At 51.8% G+C, this 18609-nt stretch carries 14 protein-coding genes; 4 read left to right on the top strand and 10 right to left on the bottom strand.

All coding sequences use genetic code 11. The features are described 5' to 3' along the window. A complete protein-coding gene (locus AZF00_RS05270; RefSeq protein ID WP_062383321.1) occupies positions 1-1692 on the bottom strand; it encodes an NAD-dependent malic enzyme in 1692 nt (563 codons plus the stop codon). Between the two features lie 283 nt (positions 1693-1975). On the opposite strand from AZF00_RS05270, the gene AZF00_RS05265 reads away from it, so the two are divergent. Next, a complete protein-coding gene (locus tag AZF00_RS05265; RefSeq protein WP_082793652.1) occupies positions 1976-2419 on the top strand; it encodes a response regulator in 444 nt (147 codons plus the stop codon). Positions 2420-2515: 96 nt separating this feature from the next. Here AZF00_RS05265 and AZF00_RS05260 read toward each other — a convergent pair whose 3' ends face one another. The 5 genes from AZF00_RS05260 to AZF00_RS05240 form a co-directional block, all read right to left on the bottom strand. Further along, positions 2516-3034, bottom strand: coding sequence for an RDD family protein (locus AZF00_RS05260; RefSeq protein WP_062383315.1), 519 nt, complete (start codon positions 3032-3034; stop codon positions 2516-2518). A 107-nt stretch (positions 3035-3141) separates the two neighbouring features. Further along, positions 3142-3612 (bottom strand): Lrp/AsnC family transcriptional regulator, encoded by a 471-nt coding sequence (locus AZF00_RS05255; RefSeq protein ID WP_008246526.1) that lies wholly within the window; start codon positions 3610-3612, stop codon positions 3142-3144. Between the two features lie 10 nt (positions 3613-3622). After that, entirely contained in the window at positions 3623-4126 is a 504-nt protein-coding gene (locus AZF00_RS05250; protein ID WP_008246525.1) for an Lrp/AsnC family transcriptional regulator, read from the bottom strand. A gap of 11 nt (positions 4127-4137) precedes the next feature. After that, the gene (locus AZF00_RS05245; RefSeq protein ID WP_082793651.1) at positions 4138-5769 is read right to left on the bottom strand and encodes a FadD3 family acyl-CoA ligase; all 1632 of its coding nucleotides are present in this window, start codon (positions 5767-5769) and stop codon (positions 4138-4140) included. Between the two features lie 172 nt (positions 5770-5941). Further along, a complete protein-coding gene (locus AZF00_RS05240) occupies positions 5942-6793 on the bottom strand; it encodes a bifunctional transcriptional activator/DNA repair enzyme AdaA (protein ID WP_062383313.1) in 852 nt (283 codons plus the stop codon). Between the two features lie 241 nt (positions 6794-7034). Here AZF00_RS05240 and AZF00_RS05235 point away from each other — a divergent pair, with 241 nt between their 5' ends. Then, entirely contained in the window at positions 7035-9428 is a 2394-nt protein-coding gene (locus AZF00_RS05235) for an AsmA family protein (RefSeq protein WP_062383311.1), read from the top strand. A 14-nt stretch (positions 9429-9442) separates the two neighbouring features. On the opposite strand, the gene ald is transcribed toward AZF00_RS05235, so the two are convergent. Together ald and AZF00_RS05225 are read right to left on the bottom strand one after the other, a co-directional pair. Then, positions 9443-10558 (bottom strand): alanine dehydrogenase, encoded by a 1116-nt coding sequence (ald, locus tag AZF00_RS05230; RefSeq protein WP_062383308.1) that lies wholly within the window; start codon positions 10556-10558, stop codon positions 9443-9445. A 57-nt stretch (positions 10559-10615) separates the two neighbouring features. Next, positions 10616-11449 (bottom strand): MBL fold metallo-hydrolase, encoded by an 834-nt coding sequence (locus tag AZF00_RS05225; protein WP_062383307.1) that lies wholly within the window; start codon positions 11447-11449, stop codon positions 10616-10618. 200 nt (positions 11450-11649) lie between these two features. Between AZF00_RS05225 and AZF00_RS05220 the strand changes: the two genes are divergently transcribed. Continuing rightward, positions 11650-13053, top strand: a complete 1404-nt coding sequence (locus AZF00_RS05220; protein WP_062383304.1) for a sterol desaturase family protein — start codon at positions 11650-11652, stop codon at positions 13051-13053. Here the strand turns inward: AZF00_RS05220 and AZF00_RS05215 are convergent. After that, on the bottom strand, positions 12989-14350 hold the full coding sequence (locus tag AZF00_RS05215) for an MATE family efflux transporter (protein WP_062383300.1): 1362 nt from the start codon (positions 14348-14350) through the stop codon (positions 12989-12991). The genes AZF00_RS05220 and AZF00_RS05215 overlap by 65 nt on opposite strands. Before the next feature lie 115 nt (positions 14351-14465). Then, complete coding sequence (gene fabV, locus AZF00_RS05210; protein ID WP_062383296.1) at positions 14466-15656, bottom strand: enoyl-ACP reductase FabV; 1191 nt, start codon at positions 15654-15656, stop codon at positions 14466-14468. Positions 15657-15999: 343 nt separating this feature from the next. Here fabV and AZF00_RS05205 point away from each other — a divergent pair, with 343 nt between their 5' ends. Continuing rightward, complete coding sequence (locus AZF00_RS05205; RefSeq protein WP_062383293.1) at positions 16000-18516, top strand: TonB-dependent receptor; 2517 nt, start codon at positions 16000-16002, stop codon at positions 18514-18516. Positions 18517-18609 lie beyond the last annotated feature (93 nt).

The following is an 18609-nucleotide window of genomic DNA, read 5'->3' as shown; positions in this document are numbered from 1 at the left end:
TCAGCGCGCCCGCGCTGCAATACGGCGATATTCACGGTATTGCGGCGTCCAAAAATTACGCTCAATATCGCCACGCAACTCGTCGTCGCTGCGCTCGCTAGCGAGGCCTTCGGCCTGAGCAACCTTAGCTACCGCAAAGGCGATCGCTTTACTTAATTCAGCCAGCGCGGTCAGGGGCGGCAATACCACATTGCGGCTGGCATGATGAGCGCTAGATGCCTCAGCAAGGCAGCGGCTAGCCGCCATTAACATGCCATCACTCACCCGACGAGCCTTACTGGCGACCACCCCCAAACCGATACCAGGAAAAATATAGCTGTTGTTGCACTGGGAAATCTCGTAGCGCTCGCCCTTATACTCCACTGGCGCAAAGGGACTGCCGGTGGCGACAATCGCCTGACCATCGGTCCACTGCAAAATTTGCTCGGGACGCGCCTCAACATGACGCGACGGATTGCTTAACGGCAGCACAATGGGCTGGGCACAGCGGCGATGCAGCTGACGGATAACATTTTCAGTAAACAATCCCGGCTTACCTGATACACCAACCAACACACCCACATCAACATTGCTGACCACATCGAGCAAACTAGGGTAATCAAGCCCATTGCACTGCCAAGCCAGCTGGGCTGGCTGCGCGAGCGCCTCCTGAAAATCCAGTAAACCTGTCATACCCTGACTGACGAGGCCGAAGCGGTCTACCATATAAAGTTGCGAGCGCGCCTCGGCGTCGGTTAGCCCCTCTTCCACCATTGCGCGAATCAATTGCTCCGCGATACCACAGCCCGCCGAACCAGCACCGACAAACACAATATTTTGGTCCCGCAAGCGCTCGCCCTTACGCTTACATGCCGACAGCACGGTACCCAAGGTTACCGCTGCGGTACCTTGAATGTCGTCATTAAAACAGCAAGCACTGTCTTTGTGACGCTGCAAAATAGGCATGGCATTGGGTTGGGCGAAATCTTCAAACTGAATAAGCACGCCGGGCCAGCGCTGTTGCGCAGCCGCAATAAACTGATCAACAAATTCGTCGTACTCTTCCCGACCGATACGCGGATGGCGCATGCCCATGTACATCGGATCGTCGAGTAGGCTCTGGTTGTTAGTACCCACATCGAGCACAACTGGCAGGGTGTAGGCTGGACTGATGCCGCCGCACGCGGTGTATAGCGACAACTTGCCAATGGGGATACCCATACCACCGACACCTTGGTCACCGAGGCCCAGCACGCGCTCACCGTCGGTTACCACCAATACCTTAACGCGATCCTTGCTGACGCTGTGCAGAATATCGTCCATGTAACCACGATCTTCATAAGACACGAAAATGCCCCGCGCACTGCGATAAATATCGGAAAAGTGTTCACACGCCTCACCCACCGTCGGCGTATAGATAATCGGTAACATTTCTTCGAGATGATCGTTGAGCAAACGATAAAACAGAGTTTCGTTATTGTCCTGTACTGCACGCAGGTAGATATGCTTGTTAATCGGCTCCTCGAAACTGCAGTATTGCAGATAAGCGCGCTCAACTTGCTCGTCAATATTTTCATAGCGCGGCGGCAACAGTCCCATCAGATTGAAACTGCGGCGCTCCTTTTCAGTAAACGCCGATCCCTTATTTAGCAGCGGCGTCTCCAACAACAGAGGACCGGCGTAGGCAATATATAGGGGCTTATCGGAATTCATGGAACACTCGTCTCTGGCTTATACGGAAATAGGCTGCACATTCTACATATGAATATCGCCAATCACAAAATAAATAGTTACTTCAATGGCAGCCCGGCGGCGCATGTTAACAAACTTTAGCCCTCACTAGCAGCGCCAACTAAAACGCAAGGCGCAACGCCTCGCAAATTGCTAGCCGCGCCCGAAACAAGCAAAACAACCCTTCTATATCAATAACTTAAAATCAGGCGTGAAGCTTGCATATCGAACTACTGCGATTACCGGTAAGGAGGATTACAAAAATATGAGCAACAGCGGGCGGCAGGTAAATACAATACCAACGGCAAGAGTCATGCTTATAGACGACACCCCCAGCGAGCTTTATCGCCTAGAAATCATACTTAAGAGCTTGGGCTTCACCACCATTTGTTGCGACAAGCCCAGTAACGCCCTACAAATTCTACTGGTAAAACACGTGGACATTGTCATCTGTGACTGGCAAATGCCGAGCATGAGTGGCCTAGCCGTTTGTGAGAGTGTCAGTCAGAGCCCAGCGATGGGAGATCCCTATTTTATTATGCTGACCGGCCGTTGCGACCGATCAGACATGATTGAGGCAATAGATGCGGGTGCGGATGATTTCATCTGCAAACCGGCAGCACGAGATGAGTTACGCGCACGACTGCAAGCCGGTCTGCGCCGCCTTGATCGTGAGCGCGCATTGAGCAATAACCTCCGCTTAGCCTAACCGTGAGTAGCTGCTGCTAGAATGGCAAATACAAGTCGATGCCCGTGCTTGAGCTTAATTCACACCGGTAAAAATCACTCACCCTAACAGGCAAAATTAGCTTTGAAATTTCACCGGCTCTTTTGCCTTATCGCTAATTACAACCGTACTGGCAAGCTTGTCGTGCCAACCCTGTTTACGCCGATCAAACCCAACCCAAATAAAACCCAACATAAACACAAAGGCGGAAACATAGTAGCCAATATAGCGAATTAGCCATTGCACAGTGCTAGGTTTACCGCCGGTTTTGGCGTCGACGATTCGAATTTTCAGCAGCAGTTTCCCCGGTGTTGCAGACTTATACGTCCAGAAAATAATGACAACGATCGCTGGCAGAATGTAGTTAAGCAGCACACTTACGCCACCGCTCATACCCATGCTTTGAAAACTCATGGTCGAGGCGTGCATGCCATCGCGCTCGATACTCGACCACTGAGCGTCCCCCATTGTTAACGCGAAAACAGGCATCAGTAAGAGACCAAAAAGCACGGTATCAATAATGGACGCCCACACTCGCACCCAGAATCCGGCGTAGTCTAACTGCGTCTCTTCAGGGCTTTGCTGCGTCTCGTTCATTGTGGCTCCGTTCTGTGATTTTACTATTTTCACCAGAAATCATGCATCAAGTAGACAACGGCAGTCTCGCTTTGTTGCGGCAACCAGCAGCGCTGATGCAACAGGGTTCAGCCGTCGACAATACGGCTCATACGATAGTCATGCTTAACAAAATTCACCCCTAAGGAGCATTCAGTACGGCGCACGCCGGGCAAACCGGTGATTTTACTGTGTAAGAAGTGCGCTAATTCGGCATTATCTCGCACGAGGGTAATCGCCAAAATATCCGAGCGGCCCAGCATTTTTCCGACAAAACCAATCTCAGGCACGGCCGCAAGTTGTTCGGCGACATCATCGCACTGCGCGCTGCGCTCAACCTCTACCCAAATATAAGCAAGAGTCGGATTGCGCAAGCGAGCGATATTGGTCATGGCGGTGATCCGCACCTGCCCCTCGCTCTCCATCCGCTTGATGCGGCTGCGCACGGTGCCCTCGGTAATACCTAAATCGGCGGCAATTTTGCGATTGCTAATCCGGGCGTCTTGGGCCAAACCATCAAGAATTTTACGGTCGAGTTCGTCTAATTGCTTCTTAGCCACGGTCACCGCCCTAAACACCGTGCCCAAAGGGCACCCAATTCGATTGATTTTTTAACACATCCAGCGCCACCGACGGCTGCAATTTGCGCACGCCCGGCACCGCACCTAAACGCACCAGCAACTCGGTAAGACTCTCCTGATCCTTAGCCACCGCCAAGGTTTCAATGTCCAAGGTGCCCACCACCTGGCACACCGAAAACACCTCAGGGAAGGCCGCCAAATCATTTGCAACAGCATCAGCGGGACGCCCTTCAACTTGAATCCCCACCGCCAGCATCATGGAATAGCCGACCGCCTCGTAGTCCGTCACCGCCACAACCCGCAAGCTATCACCCTCTTCAAGGCGACGTACTCGTGAACGCACCGTGGCCTCGGTCAAACTCAATTCAGTAGCCAGGGCCTTAAAAGCCATGCGACCGTCTCGGCGCAAATGAGCGACTATGCGGTGGTCGACCTCATCCATATGCTGAGATGGCGCGGGGCGTAAATGATCGTCGCCTTCGAGTTCTGTCATCGTTATTTACCTTAGCTATTCTGGTTTTTACCGCCCAACAGACCTGCGGCTAGGGTTTTCAATTCCGTTTTCAACACTTTGCCCGAGGCATTTAGCGGTAGAGCCTCGACAAACTCAACGTAAAAGGGGCACTTATACCTAGCCAAGTGCTGGACGCAATATTCGCTTACCGCCTGCGCACTTAAATCGCTGGCTGTCTTTTTCACCACAAAGGCCATACCCACTTCGCCCTGCGGTGCCTTGGCCACGCCAATGACCGCGACCTGTGCAACCCCAGGCAAGCCGTACAAGACTTTCTCAACTTCGGCGGGGTATACATTTTCGCCGTTCATAATGTACATGTCTTTCAAACGATCGGTAATACGCAAATAGCCACGCTCGTCCATTACGCCAATATCGCCAGTCTTCAACCAGCCGTCGGCAGTAATGGCTTCGGCGGTGGCTTCAGGCATATCAAAATAGCCCTGCATCACGTTATAGCCTCGCAGCCAAACCTCGCCCTCGCTACCGCGAGGCACTTCTTCGCCGGTGTTGGGATTGGCGCAGATCAACTCGACGCCCTCAATCGCGCGCCCCGAGGTGCTCGCAATGGTTTCTGGCTCGTCCTCTGGGCGGCAAATACTGACCACGCCAGTGGACTCAGTCAAGCCATAGGCGGTAACCACGGTTTCAAATCCGAGAATATCTCGCATATCCCGCACCAGCTGCACCGGCACAGACGCGGCTCCCGTGACGCCCAGACGCAGGCTCGACAAGTCGTAGTCACCACGCTCTGGTGCATTCAAGAGCATTTCATACAGCGAGGGTGCGCCCGGCAACATCGTCACTTTGTCGCGCTCAATGGTCTCCAACACGCTGCGCTTATCGAACTTCGCCACCGGCAAAATGGTCGCGCCACTGATAATTGCCGCCAACCACCCGGCTTTATAACCAAAAGAGTGGAAAAAGGGATTCACAATTAAATAATTGTCGTCGCTGCGCAGCCCAACCGTCGCACTCCAACTCTGGAATACCCGAATGTTCTGCTCATGGCTGCACAAGACGCCCTTGGCCTTGCCAGTGGTACCCGAGGTGAACAGCATATCGGCGCTATCAAAGGGATTTACGGCCCGCTCGGCGGCAATGAATTTGGCGTCGTCTTGCGGCGAAGCGCTTGCCAAAAAATCTGCCCAGCTTATTGCCGTAGCAACACTGCCTGTGGCAGTAGACGGCAGCAAAATTCGCTGCTGCAAATTCGGCAGAGCTTGGTCCGCTAGCATCGCCAGCGGCTCACCCTTTTCTAGCTCCGTTACAGTAAGCAGCACAGTAACGCCAGCGCGAGCCAATATATCGGCGGCCTCGCTGCCCTGCAAACGGGTATTCAGTGGCACAAGAATAGCGCCTACTGACTGAGCGCCCGCCGCGGCCACGATCCACTCGGCACTGTTTGGCGCCCAAATGGCCACCCGGTCACCATGACCAAGCCCCATTGCCATAAAGGCACGGCCAGCACACCGGCGTAAATCGTTGAGAGCGGTATAAGAAATGTCGCGACCCGCTTCGCGAATGGCAACTTTAGCGCCAAATTGCTGCGCGGCCCACCCGAAAAGCCTCGGTAGAGTCAGCGGCATAGTGGTATTTTGCGGTGAGTTTTCCAGCAACATAGGCGAAGACTGTCCTGTTTAAATTTCCAACAGGCCCAAGTCTAGGGGGATGCGCGAGCCACGACAAGAGAAATGCGTAATTTACGGCAATCTAAATTACGCATTTAAGCCATCACTACAATTTAAACCACCCTGCGCTAAAATGATCCGACGTCGACAATAAGCCTAATTCTCAGCAAGCAGGCTTAGCTGCGCGCGCCGCCTCATGCACTAAAATCGCCTGTTTGCGCTCTGCCCCCCAGCGGTATTGGCTGAACTCGCCAGTGCTGCGAATTACCCGGTGGCAGGGTATGAGATAGGCGATATGATTGCGAGCGATGGCGCTCGCCACCGAACGAACAGATGAAGCGACCCCCATGGCACCCGCCAATTGCTGATAAGAACACACCTCGCCTTCGGGTATCGCCAATAAGGCCTCCCACACCTTTAACTGAAACTCGCTGCCCTTTAACAAAACGCGCAAAGGCGCAGTACTGGCTGTGGCTCCAGAAAATATCCGAGTAAACACGGAGCCAACAGCTTCTTGATCGCGCAGTAATTCAGCTGCCGGCCATTCTTTTTGTAATTCTTGAACCACCGCAGGCTCATCACTGGCCTGGTCAAAAAAGGCTACTTTACACACCCCGCGCCCTGTCTGGGCAATTAAGCAGCAACCGAATAGCGACGGCTGCACACCGTAAGTTATCTGCAGTCCAGCGCCCAGTCGGCGGTATTCACCAGGGGTCATGCACTCGGCTTTAATCATTAAATCGTGCAGGCGACTACTACCACTTAAACCGCTATCCAGCGCTGCGCCCTGCACACTATTGCTGCGCAACTGCTGTTTAGCGCGCTCCTTGGTCAGAAATTGCAGAAACTGCTTGGGCGAAATACCTGCCCACTCAGCAAATACTCGCTGCAGATGGTATTCACTCAGGCCCACGTAATTCGCCAGCTCCGCCAAGCCTGGCTGTGCTAACTGCCGCTCGGCAAGGTAACGGATTGCCTTGGCAACCCGTTGGTAATTAATATGTTGTTCGCTCATTGGCGCTAGCACCTTTATTGTCGTGTTCTCAGTTTGCCCATGGACTCGACATCCTACCACCCGATTCTTGCGTAAAATGACGGTGAGCTAGCATCAATGGCACAGGCTTTGCTCGAATTTGACTATACTGGGCTAAGATGAATTTTCTACATAGAACTTATCTGGGCTGGCCTGTCCAATAAATTCATTAGCGTGTTTCTCGCTACTTAGCACGCCACGATAAAACATCACGGAGAGACGTATGCCCACCGCATTAAAATACACCCTTATTGGTTTACTCAGTGTGGTGATATTAGCGGGCAGCGCCCTCGCCGCGCTCGTCTTTTGGATAGATCCAAATACCTTTAAAGACGAAATTGAAAAATTGGCCGCAGACCAGGGCCTCATCCTCCACTTAGACGGTGATTTGTCGTGGCAGATATTCCCTAATATTCAAATTGCCGTGGGCGAGGCTAGCCTAGCGACCCCAGCGTCACCAGACACAGCCAGCGCTGAGCTCCTGCGCTTTACGCAAGCCCAGCTCGCGGTGGCACTCAAACCTTTATTGCAAAAGCAGTTAGTCATTCAAGGCGTAAAACTCAGCGGCCTAAATGCTAATTTAGTCGTCGACAAAAACGGCGCCGGCAATTGGAGTAAAATAGGCAACCAAACAAAAACAACCGAAACCACACCCAGCGGGCAAAGCAGCGCCAAGCAAGACCTTGGCATTCAAAAACTGCAGCTCGACAACAGCACTGTGCATTATGTTAACGCGCAAACCGGACAGGATATTCTCCTTAAGAATCTCAGCCTAAGTGGCGAGAACATTCAATTGAATAACACTGAGTTTCCACTGCGACTCAGTAGTGAAGTTAGCTTCAAAGACGCTCAGCAAAATCTCGCCGCCGACATTGAGCTCAACGCCAAACTACAGATCAACGACACTCTCGATAACTTCGTAGTGAATGATGGCGATATTCGCCTAAGCGCTGAACACAGCAATGCCCAAGCCAAGCTCTCGGCGAAAACTCGCCTTAAACTCACCGCCACCGCAAATATGAAAGATGCGCTCGTTTGGTCGTTAAGCAATCTCGATGTGCAGGACACCAGCCTACAATACAGCGCCAAAGACGGCACCGAGCTAAAGCTGAAATCTTTAGATTTGACCGGCACAATTCAACCGGGTGGCGAGCCGGGCCTGCTGCGCCTGCAATCTGAACTCAGCTATAGCGCACCCAAACAACCCGTCATCAATACTCAAGTCACGCTGGCCTCTACTCTTAGCATCGATTCCGCCTTAAATAAGATCAACAGCACCGGCACGGTTTTCACAACGAGCATTGGCGACGAAACCATTAGTATCAAAGGCGATGCCCAGGCGACTATTGAACCCTTATCGTATCAGTCAAGTGTTCTGCTCAGCCCCGCCAATTTCCGTAAAATCGCCAAAACACTCGCGATTAGCTTACCCGAGATGGCAGAGGCCAATAGCCTGAGCAAGGTTGGCGTCAACGCGACAATTAAAGGCGATGACAAACTCATCGTAATATCTGGCCTTACTGCCACCCTCGACACCAGCACTATTAGCGGTGATATCAGCCTGCCGCTAGGTGAGGGCAAACTCACGAAATTGGCACTGAATATAGACAAAATCAATGTTGATCATTATCTGCCGCCGGCAAAAGAGACCCCACCCACCAGCAGTAAAGACAAGGCCAGCGCACCAACGCCGTCGTCCAGCAGCGACGAAATAGCCTTGCCCAGAGATATGCTGAACAGCTTAAATATTGAAGCAAATATTGGCGCTGGCGAGCTTATTATCAGCCAACTGCCATTCAAGAATCTGAAGCTAAAACTGTCGGCCAAGCAAGGCATTACTCAGCTTAGTCCTGTTAGCGGCCTAGTCTATGACAGTCCGTTTACGATTGCCGCCGAGATCGATACCCGCGCGACTGCCGCCAAATTTCAATTTAAGGCCGACAGCAAGCAACTACCTATTGGCAAAGTACTCACAGCGTTAGAAATTAGCCAGGAGCTGTCTGGTCTGAGCGACGTTGACCTTAATTTAAGCACCAACGGAGCAACTATTAGCAGCATTAAAAAGAACCTCGACGGCAATATTGTGCTCTCTGCCCAACAGCTGCGCTTAAATAATATGAATATTGAACGCGCATTCTGCCAACTCGTTAACCGTCTTCAGCAAGAAACCTTCGACCCCAATAATTGGCCGCTGTACACCGACCTTAAAGACGCGACCACAAAAATTGTTATTACCAAGGGCGTGGCTAAAATTGAACAACTCAATGCTGGGGTGACTAAACTCGCCCTTCGCGGTAACGGCAAAGTCGACTTAAGCAGCGATAGCTTTGATGTGGTCTTAAACACACGCCTCGCCCAAGCCGACCAAGACGCGATGGCGTGTAAAATAAATAACGAAAAGCTACTTAATCGCGACATTCCTATTCGCTGCAAAGCGAACTTTGACAGTGTCGGTGCCACCAGCTGCCTCCCAGACTTCCGCGTTATCGAAGACATTGCCAAGGAAAAAGCCAAAGACAAAGTAGAAGACAAAGCCAAAGAGTTGATCGATCGCAAAATGGGTGGCGAGAATGGTGAAGCCGCCAAACAACTGTTCAATCAGTTTTTCAAGAAATAGGGCCAGCTTCGCCCTTACAAAACCGATTCCCAGCGGCGAAAATCACGCTGTTGGGCACCGGCCACCGCCGCGCAACACAAGTGTCCGTTCGCAACACTCAGGCCATGGGCCAAATTAGGGGCAGCGCTTAAGGCCTGTTTTAGCGGCTGTGCAGCCAGCGCCAAAACAAAAGGCAATGTGGACAAACTCAAAGCCTGCGTAGCCGTGCGCGCCACTGCACTGGGAATATTCGCCACGCAGTAATGCACAATGCCCGACTCAACATAGGTCGGCGCTAAATGCGTCGTTGGGCGGGTAGTTGCAAAACACCCACCTTGATCGACAGCCACGTCCACTAACACCGAGCCGGGTGCCAGCCAATTGAGAGCCTCAGCAGACAAAAGCTTAGGCGCTGCCGCACCGGGTACCAGGGCGGCGCCGATGACCATATCAACCTCGGCCAATAAGCGCGGCAAATCGAGATTTTCACCGCCCAGCACCGTAAAACGATCGTGAGTAAATTGCGCGCGCAAACTGTTCTGTCGTGGCGAAAACGGCTCAATCAAGGTAACTTTGGCGCCCATTCCCAAGGCCACGTCTGCGGCATTACTGCCAACCACGCCGCCACCAAAAATCAACACATGCCCCGGATCGAGGCCTGCCACCGACCCCAGTAACACTCCCGAGCCGCCTTGCGCTTTCTCTAAACAGTGGGCGCCCGCCTGCGTGGCCAAACGCCCAGCAATTTCACTCATGGGTTTGAGCAGGGGCAGACGACCCTCATCGTCGGTGATGGTTTCGTAGGCAATGCAGTGGGCGCCGCTGGCAATAAGCGCATCGGTCAAAGACCGATTAGGGGCAAGGTGCAAATAGCAAAATACTATTTGTCCTGGTCGCAGCTGAGCAACCTCTTCTGCTTGGGGCTCCTTCACTTTGACGATCAATTCGGCTTGACGGTAAAGCTCCGCAACAGAGGACACAAGTGTGGCGCCGGCACCCTGATATTCGTCGTCGCTGTAACCTGATCCCAAACCAGCACCAGACTCCACGAGAACGCGATGACCTTGTTGAATGAGTGCGGCTAGCGCTGGCGGATGCAAACCAACGCGATACTCTTGCGCTTTGATTTCTTTGGGTACACCGATCCGCATACAACTCCCGGTTAAATCAATTTGCCAAACCTGATAAATCTGTAGACCTTACTTAGACTAAATTAGCTCCCACTGACCTTGACTTTGAGTAGCCCGAGACTCCTTCTCTAATTTAAGCAGATGCGCCGATAAAGACAATTTTGCAATGGGGTGAATGCTCACGTCGACGTCGCGATAGGCCACTGCCACCAATTCATCAAGATCACCTTTAGGAACCTCATTAAACGCCGCGACAATCCTAGCCTCCCGCCCTTGACGATGGGCAACCAGCCCCTCAACTTCAGCGTGCGGCGTGTCAATTAAACTGCCGTGACCCGGCGCGAGATAACGCATGGGGTAGCCGAGCAACAGCTTGAGGGAGTCCACATAATCTGCCATATCACCGGCGGGCGGAATAATTACCACGGTTGAACCCTGCATAATGTGGTCGCCGGTAAAAACACAGCCGCTGGTCTCTTCGATAAAACAATAGTGGTTGGCAACGTGACCCGGTGTATGAATTGCCCTTAGTATGCGCCCCTCAACGTCAAAGCAGTCATCATGCGCCAAGCCTGATGTTGGCGCAAAACGGGGGTCTTGATGGCCATCATCGGCAACCCTCGCACCGATTACCGGCACCCCAGGAAAACGCAGTTGCAACTCGGCCGCGCCCGGTGAGTGATCTGGATGGGTGTGAGTGGTCACAATACGCTCAATCTCACCACCCATGCTATGTACCGCAGCGACAATAGCCTCGATGTGCTCGGGAATATCGGGACCAGGGTCTAATACCGTGATTGATTTGTTGCCCAGTAAATAGGTATTGGTGCCTGGGCCTGTTAGCACACTGGGATTAGGCGCGACCAATCGATGGATACTCGGAAGAATTGTTTCCAATACACCTGCTTGCATAATAAACCTATCTCACTCAAAAAAAGCGACCAAGCACTTGGCCGTAAACAGTCATATATCAGATTAAGAGGGTCACCGGCTGATAGCAAGCCAGAATACCAAGGCACGCGAAGAAGTCAGACAGTGAAGCAAAAAAAGCGCAGCTATTACACATTTATGATACATTGTGCACATAGAGCGCAATAAGATAGCGGCTAAGTGTGCCCACTATCGATTTATTACGCGGTGACGGCCAAGCAGGGCAATGTGTGAAGCGGCTATTCGCTATGTTAATAAACGCCGAAATTCCCGAGATCGGCGAACGCTACCGGCGGGCAGCCAACGGCCTTGTTCTGGTCTTTGCGCTTGGCTATAGCATCGGCTTTTTACAACTCCTGCACCTTGGCGCCTATCTCGGCCCCGGCCTTGGTGACCTTGTTAGTTTTCAACCCTTAATAGACAGCCTCACGCGTCTCTACAACGAACAGCCTCTGCTTTATTACTGCGCTATCGGCTTATTGGTATTCACCACGGTGTTCCGCTTAATGGTGATGTTGGCAGGGTATTTCTTTTACCAATACGAACAAGGCCAGCGCTATCCGATTCAGTGGCTAGTGGTATTTTTGCTCTGCAATATGCTCGCGACGGCGGCTATTCCGGCAGTACTATTCGCGCTGGCAATATTAGGTAGTTTAGCTGGGGTGGGCTTTAGTGCAGGCTGGCATTGGATAGAACTCAACGTTAGCTTGGCCGAACAATTGGTTATGCACCACATCCCCACATTGATCGACGCGCCGGCGCCCTTAGCGGTAGTGTGCATTGCGGTTATTGCGGGCTTTTTCCATTATTGGTTTCACCGCCTAGGTCATCATAGCCGCTTACTATGGCTACTATTCCACCGCCCCCACCACATGACACCCGGTCTGGTGCAGTCAACCACCCTCGCGGTATTTAGTGCGCTACCACTCTTTGTATTCTTGGTTCTACCCTACAATTTAGTGCTTGGCGCTTGCACTAAATTGTTCAGCAGCGAACCACTGTATACCGAAGTTATTATTTACAATGCCCTGATTTTGATTCCAGAAATTTTCGGTCATCAAACGGCACTATATCGACGCGCCTCACGCAGCCGGATTATTCGTGTCGCCAGCTTCATCACCGGTGGTGGTGTGTACCATTATATGCATCACTCGTCGGAGCCAGAACATTGCGGCCGCAGCGGTGCGGTAAACCTGGTCAACCTCGGCGGCGGGCCCATGTTTATTTGGGATATTATTTTTGGTACGTACTGCCCATTAAGCGCCACAACACCGCGCGTCGGACTCAGTGGTCAACCCCGCCTGCACATGAATCCGCTGCGCTTAGCGCTGGCTGGCATCATGCAGCTGAGCAAAGAACTTATGATAAACCCGAGCTGGACGGACAAATGGCATATTGTCACCGGCAGCTCTGCTTACCAGCCCCCGCGCAGCCTAGATTATGCCATCCGCCACAGTCAGGCCGTTACCGCGCAAATAACACCCTGCCCTCACTCGGCAGGCCAAGCGCCTTATAAAAAACCTAATACAGGGGCTGGTTTAATCGCCAGCGCAAGCGCAAGCCCAGCAACAGAGCCGCAGAGCTAAGCCCCGCAAATAACCCCAGCCAAAACCCACTTGGCCCCATTGCGGGAACCAGTGCGTCGCTCATTGCCAAGGTATAACCAAGCGGCAAACCCACCCCCCAATAAGCAAACAAGGTCAACACCATGGGAATGGAGGTGTCTTCAAAGCCCCGCAAACACCCATTTGCGGTAACCTGAATAGCATCGGAGATTTGGTAGAGCGCCGCAAATAGCAGCAAATAACTCGCTAAAGCAATAACAGTGGCGTTATCAGTATAAATTAGCGGTATCCAGTTTTTTAACAGTATTAACATCACCGCGGCAGAACAGCCAATGCACAGGGTTATTTTAAACGACACCTTCACGGCCCGATTCAAGCCCTCCGCATCGTCGGCGCCCCGCGCCAAACCTACCCGGGTCGTTGCGGCCAGCGCAAAGCTCAAGGGCAGCATAAACAAGAGGGAGGTGAAATTGAGGGTGAGCTGATGCCCCGCAACTATTTCTGCGCCGGCCTGGCTAATAAACAAGGCGATAATACAAAACACACTGACTTCAAAAAAAATCGTCATGCCAACCGGCAGGCCGAGTTTGAGCAAGTACGCAATAGTTCGCGGTTCCCAGTGCCAAGGGCTAATGGATAGCCGCACCGCTTTATAGGCGCGATGGCGATGCACGTATACCAGTAGCATCGCCGCCATCAACCACATCACAATCGCTGTTGCCCAGCCACAGCCAACGCCGCCCATGGCCGGAATACCCAGCTTGCCGTAGATAAGTACATAGTTAACGGGAATATTGATAAGCAGACCGATCACGCTAATTAATAACACTGGCCGAGTATGACTAAGCGCTTCGGTATAACTACGCAGGGCCAACACCAATGCGATCGCAGGCATCCCCCAACTCAAACCAAAGAGGTATTCCAAGACCAGCGGCCGCATTGCCGGATCAACGTCCATAAATTCGAGCAAGGGCCCAGTATTACAAAGCAGTACCGCAGCGATCACACCCGCCGCCACGGCAATCGTCACCACTTGGTGCACCAAGGGGTTCACTCGTTGCAGTTGCTTGGCTCCAACATGGCGAGCCAACACCGAGGTTGCACTCATCAGCATTCCCGTCATAAACAGAAAGACTGGCACCCAAATACTGGCGCCCACCGCCACAGCGGCCAAATCTAAAGCCGAAACGCGACCGGCCATAACGGTATCGACAAAACCGTTGGCAGACTGGGCTAACTGACCACCGAATATAGGCAGCGCCAAACTAAGCTGGGCGCGCAACTCTAGACTGGATAACTGACGAGCAACTGAAGACATGGAAATTCCGAAGCAAAAAGCCGCCACACTCTAGCTCAGCAAGGCGCCCGCCGCAAATACTAGCGGCATAAAAAAAGGAAGCCTGAGCTTCCTTTTTAAACACCGAGTTGCTGTGTCAGACCATATTATTGATTACAACCACGGGGTCGACATCGGCGTCGTAATCAACACCGTCGATTTCAAACCCGAACAGACGCAAAAACTCGCGTTTATACCCAGCGAAATCAGTGGTTTCAAGTAGGTTCTCGGTGCTTACGGCCTCCCACATTTTAGCAACCGCATCTTGGATTTCTGGTCGCATTTCCAGACCATCCGCGCGCAATCTTCCCTCCTCGTCACGAATCGGTTCAGCGCCGTATAAGCTATTTTTAAACAAGCCATAAACCTGCTCAATGCAGCCCTCATGGCTACCATCACTCTTCATGACTTTAAACAGCAGCGCCAAATACAGCGGCATAACAGGAATTGCCGAGCTCGCTTGAGTGACTACCGCCTTTAATACCGACACGCGAGCATCGCCGCCTTTGGCCGCAAGACGTTCACGAATATTAATTACCCGCTTATCAAGATCTTTTTTAGCGGCGCCAATAGTGCCATGCCAGTAGATGTCCCACGTCAGGCGATCACCCAAATAGGTGTACGCAGTAGTTTTGGCGCCATCGGCCAATACACCGGCGTCATCTAGGGCGTCAATCCACATCTGCCAGTCTTCACCGCCCATGACAGCGACAGTGTTATTGATTTCTTCATCACTCGCCGCCGTCAAAGTGAAGTTTTCAATGGTTTCTTTATCGGTGTTCACGCCGCGCTGGGTAACATCCTTACCAATCGGCTTAAGCGTTGAATTATGCACCACACCGGTTTTTGGGTGCTGACGGCGGGGTGACGCCAAGCTATAGACCACCAGATCTATCTGGCCCAGATCCGCTTTTATCTGAGCGATGGTTTTTTCTTTAATCTCGTCTGAAAAGGCGTCGCCATTAATACTTTTAGCGTACAGTCCCTCGGCTTCGGCAAACTTGTGGAATGCGGCGGAGTTATACCAACCTGCAGTGCCGGGCTTCCGGTCAATACCTTCTTTCTCAAAGAAAATCCCGAGCGTAGCGGCACCGGCGCCAAACGCGGCGGTGATACGCGAGGCTAGACCGTAGCCCGTCGAGGCACCGATAACCAATACGCGCTTGGGGCCATCGGTGATCGCGCCCTGAGCCTTAACGTAGTCAATTTGCTGACTAACGTTGGCCTCACAACCCTTGGGGTGAGTGGTTACACACATAAAACCGCGCACACGAGGCTTGATGATCATAAGGTCCCTGCTCCAAATTATAGAAAAGATATTTCAGCGAGGGGCATTATAACCAGCCTTATCGACTCGCACTAATACTCACCGTCAACATAGAAAAGCGATTAGACTGAGTAAAACCACTAATCTAATACTGCTATGGCAGTATCACTGAATAAAATCTAAAAAAAATCTCATGTATTTCACACCAAGCAACACCTAGCTATGGTAAGATCCCAAAGTAACAACACTGTAACCTAAATCACATATAGCAATTTATGCGTAATATAATAGATATATAATTACGAATTAATAAATATAAACATCAATAGATCGCGATAATGCGCCAAGACATCAAGAGGCAGTCATGAACAAAACAAGGCTAAAATTCATAGCAGCAATCAGTGGCATCAGCTTGTCAGCTATCGGCACCAACGCCCTGGCACAAGAGAAGTTTGCTCTCGAAGAGGTGATTGTGACGGCCCAGAAGAAGGCTGAATCGCTGCAGGATACGCCCATTTCACTGACTGCTTTTGGCAGTGAACGCCTCGAAATTGAAGGTATTAGCAGTTTAGGCGATATCGGTTCTAAGGTTCCCAGCCTCACTATTGAACCATTTCCAATTAATAACGCCACTTTACGAATTTTTATTCGCGGCATTGGTATTTCTGACGCCCAAATAACCCAAGACCCACCAGTAGGCATATACGTAGACGGTGTTTACATTGCCCGCTCTACCGGCACCGCCTTGGATGTTGCTGATTTGGAGCGTATCGAAATATTGCGCGGTCCTCAGGGCACACTCTATGGTCGCAACACAACCGGCGGCGCGATTAACTTAATCACCAAAAAGCCGACCACTGACACCCTTGAGTTTAAGCAAAAGCTGACCTTTGGCAATCGCGATCTCTTTACTTCCAAGACCATGGTCAACATCCCCCTAACCGACACCTTGGCTGTTAAACTCGCGGCGCTGCAAACCATGCAAGACGGCCACGTTGCCAACGACGGTCCCGGTGGCGACTTTGGCGACCGTGATGTCGGCGGCTTTCGCTTTGATTTACGCTGGGATATTAGCGACACCCTCGCGCTAGACTACGCCTACGACAAATCTGATTTTGACTATTACAACAGCCAGTATCAGCATGTTCGAAAGCGCACCCCGATATCAGGGAGCCAAGCCGATTTAGTAGACGCTAGCGCTTACAGTAGCTACTCACCGAGCCGTCAACAAAGCGTCTCGACTATTGCAAATTTTGAACAGTCATCAACTGATATCGAAGGGCATGCCTTTACTCTCACCAAGGAATTTGATCACGTTCAATTGAAATATATTGGCGCCTTCCGTGAGCTTTACGACCAATCCTACGCCGACCTCGGCGGTGGCAAAGGCCTAGAGCCCGGCCAAGACCCCCACGGCAATGGCAGCACCAGCAAAAAAGTCTTCCGTCTAGACTCCAACGAATATTGCGGCCAAGCAGCAGAGTTTGTGCTTGGTGCTGGTCAATGTACCCCACTGGTCTACCCCAAGGTTTCTCAAGAGCAGTTTTCCCATGAGCTGCAATTGAGCGGCGACGCCTTCGACGGCAGCGTAGACTATATTGTGGGTGCTTATTACTTTGAAGAAACCGCGCAGGAAGACAACACGCCCCTGCATCACCAGCTGAGCGGCCCGATAAACCTCGGCCTCCCCTCGGTCGCTGCCATTCCCGGTATTGGTGCCTTACTAGGCGGCATTACTGATCCGCTAACGACGTTCCGCGCGGTTAATATGCTCAGCCAGAAATACGACATCGACAACAGCGCCGCTGCGATTTTTGGTCAGTTTACGTGGACACCCAAAATACTGGATGAACGTCTTCACCTAACTTTTGGCGCGCGTCACTCTGAGGACGAACGTAAAACGGTTAAGTTCCAGCGAGATATGACGATCGCAGAAACCGCCTTGACCGCAATTGACGTCTCCTTTGTTCAGTGTGGCAGTAATCCACTCAACGCCGACTGCCGTAATTTTGATAGCATTCCCGCGTCACAAGACTTCAGCAATGATTCCTTCAGCTTTGTTGCGGAATATGACATCACTGACGACATCAATATTTACGGCAAGCGTGTTGAAGCCTATAAGTCTGGCGGTTTTAATACCCGCGACCCACAAAAAGACGGCAATCAAGGCCCCGCAACCGACGGCAATGACTATGGCTTTGGTTATGCAGACGGCTTTGACGCGGAATACGTCACGTCGTATGAGCTAGGTCTAAAAAGCGAACTGATGGATCGCCGCCTACGTATCAATGCCAACGTCTTTTTTAGCCAATACGAAGACATGCAATTAAACTTTATCCTGACCGGCACTGTCGCAGACACCAAGGTCACCAACGCCGGTGAAGCAGAAATGTACGGCTTTGAAACCGATATTACGTTTATGCTGACCCGCGAGCTGTTGTTGATGGCCAACTACGCCTATCTCAATACCGAGGTAACCAAAGCGACTGACATAAACGGCAACGATGCCTCAGATAAGTTCGTGTTCTTCTCTGCGCCTGAAAACTCCTTCACTCTGTCTGCTGATTACACTTTGTTCCAAGCGGATTGGGGCACCGGTAGCGCGAATATCAGCGTAAACTATATGGACGAGCGCAACGGTGGCTCCCGCGCTGAAAATGTAAAGAATACGCATTTGCGCCAGTACGAGTTAGTTAATGCGCGGCTTAGCTTAAGCGACATCGCCTTTGCCGACGGACGTCTAGGTGCAGGCATATGGGCGAAGAACCTGCTCGACACGGAATACGAATTAACCGCCGTCGACAATCTACCCCAAGCTGACCGCTCAGTGATCTGGGGCGAACCGCGCACCTTCGGGCTTGATGTGTTTTACGAGTATTAATCAACACTAATAAAAAAGGCTGCTTCGGCAGCCTTTTTTTATGTACTGCAAACAGATCATTTACCGTGTAATGGCTGCCACGCACAATTTGCA

This window comes from Zhongshania aliphaticivorans, assembly GCF_001586255.1.
GTDB lineage: Bacteria > Pseudomonadota > Gammaproteobacteria > Pseudomonadales > Spongiibacteraceae > Spongiibacter > Spongiibacter aliphaticivorans.
Note: the sequence above shows the minus strand (reverse complement) of the source record. Positions and strands in the feature narration are given on the sequence as shown.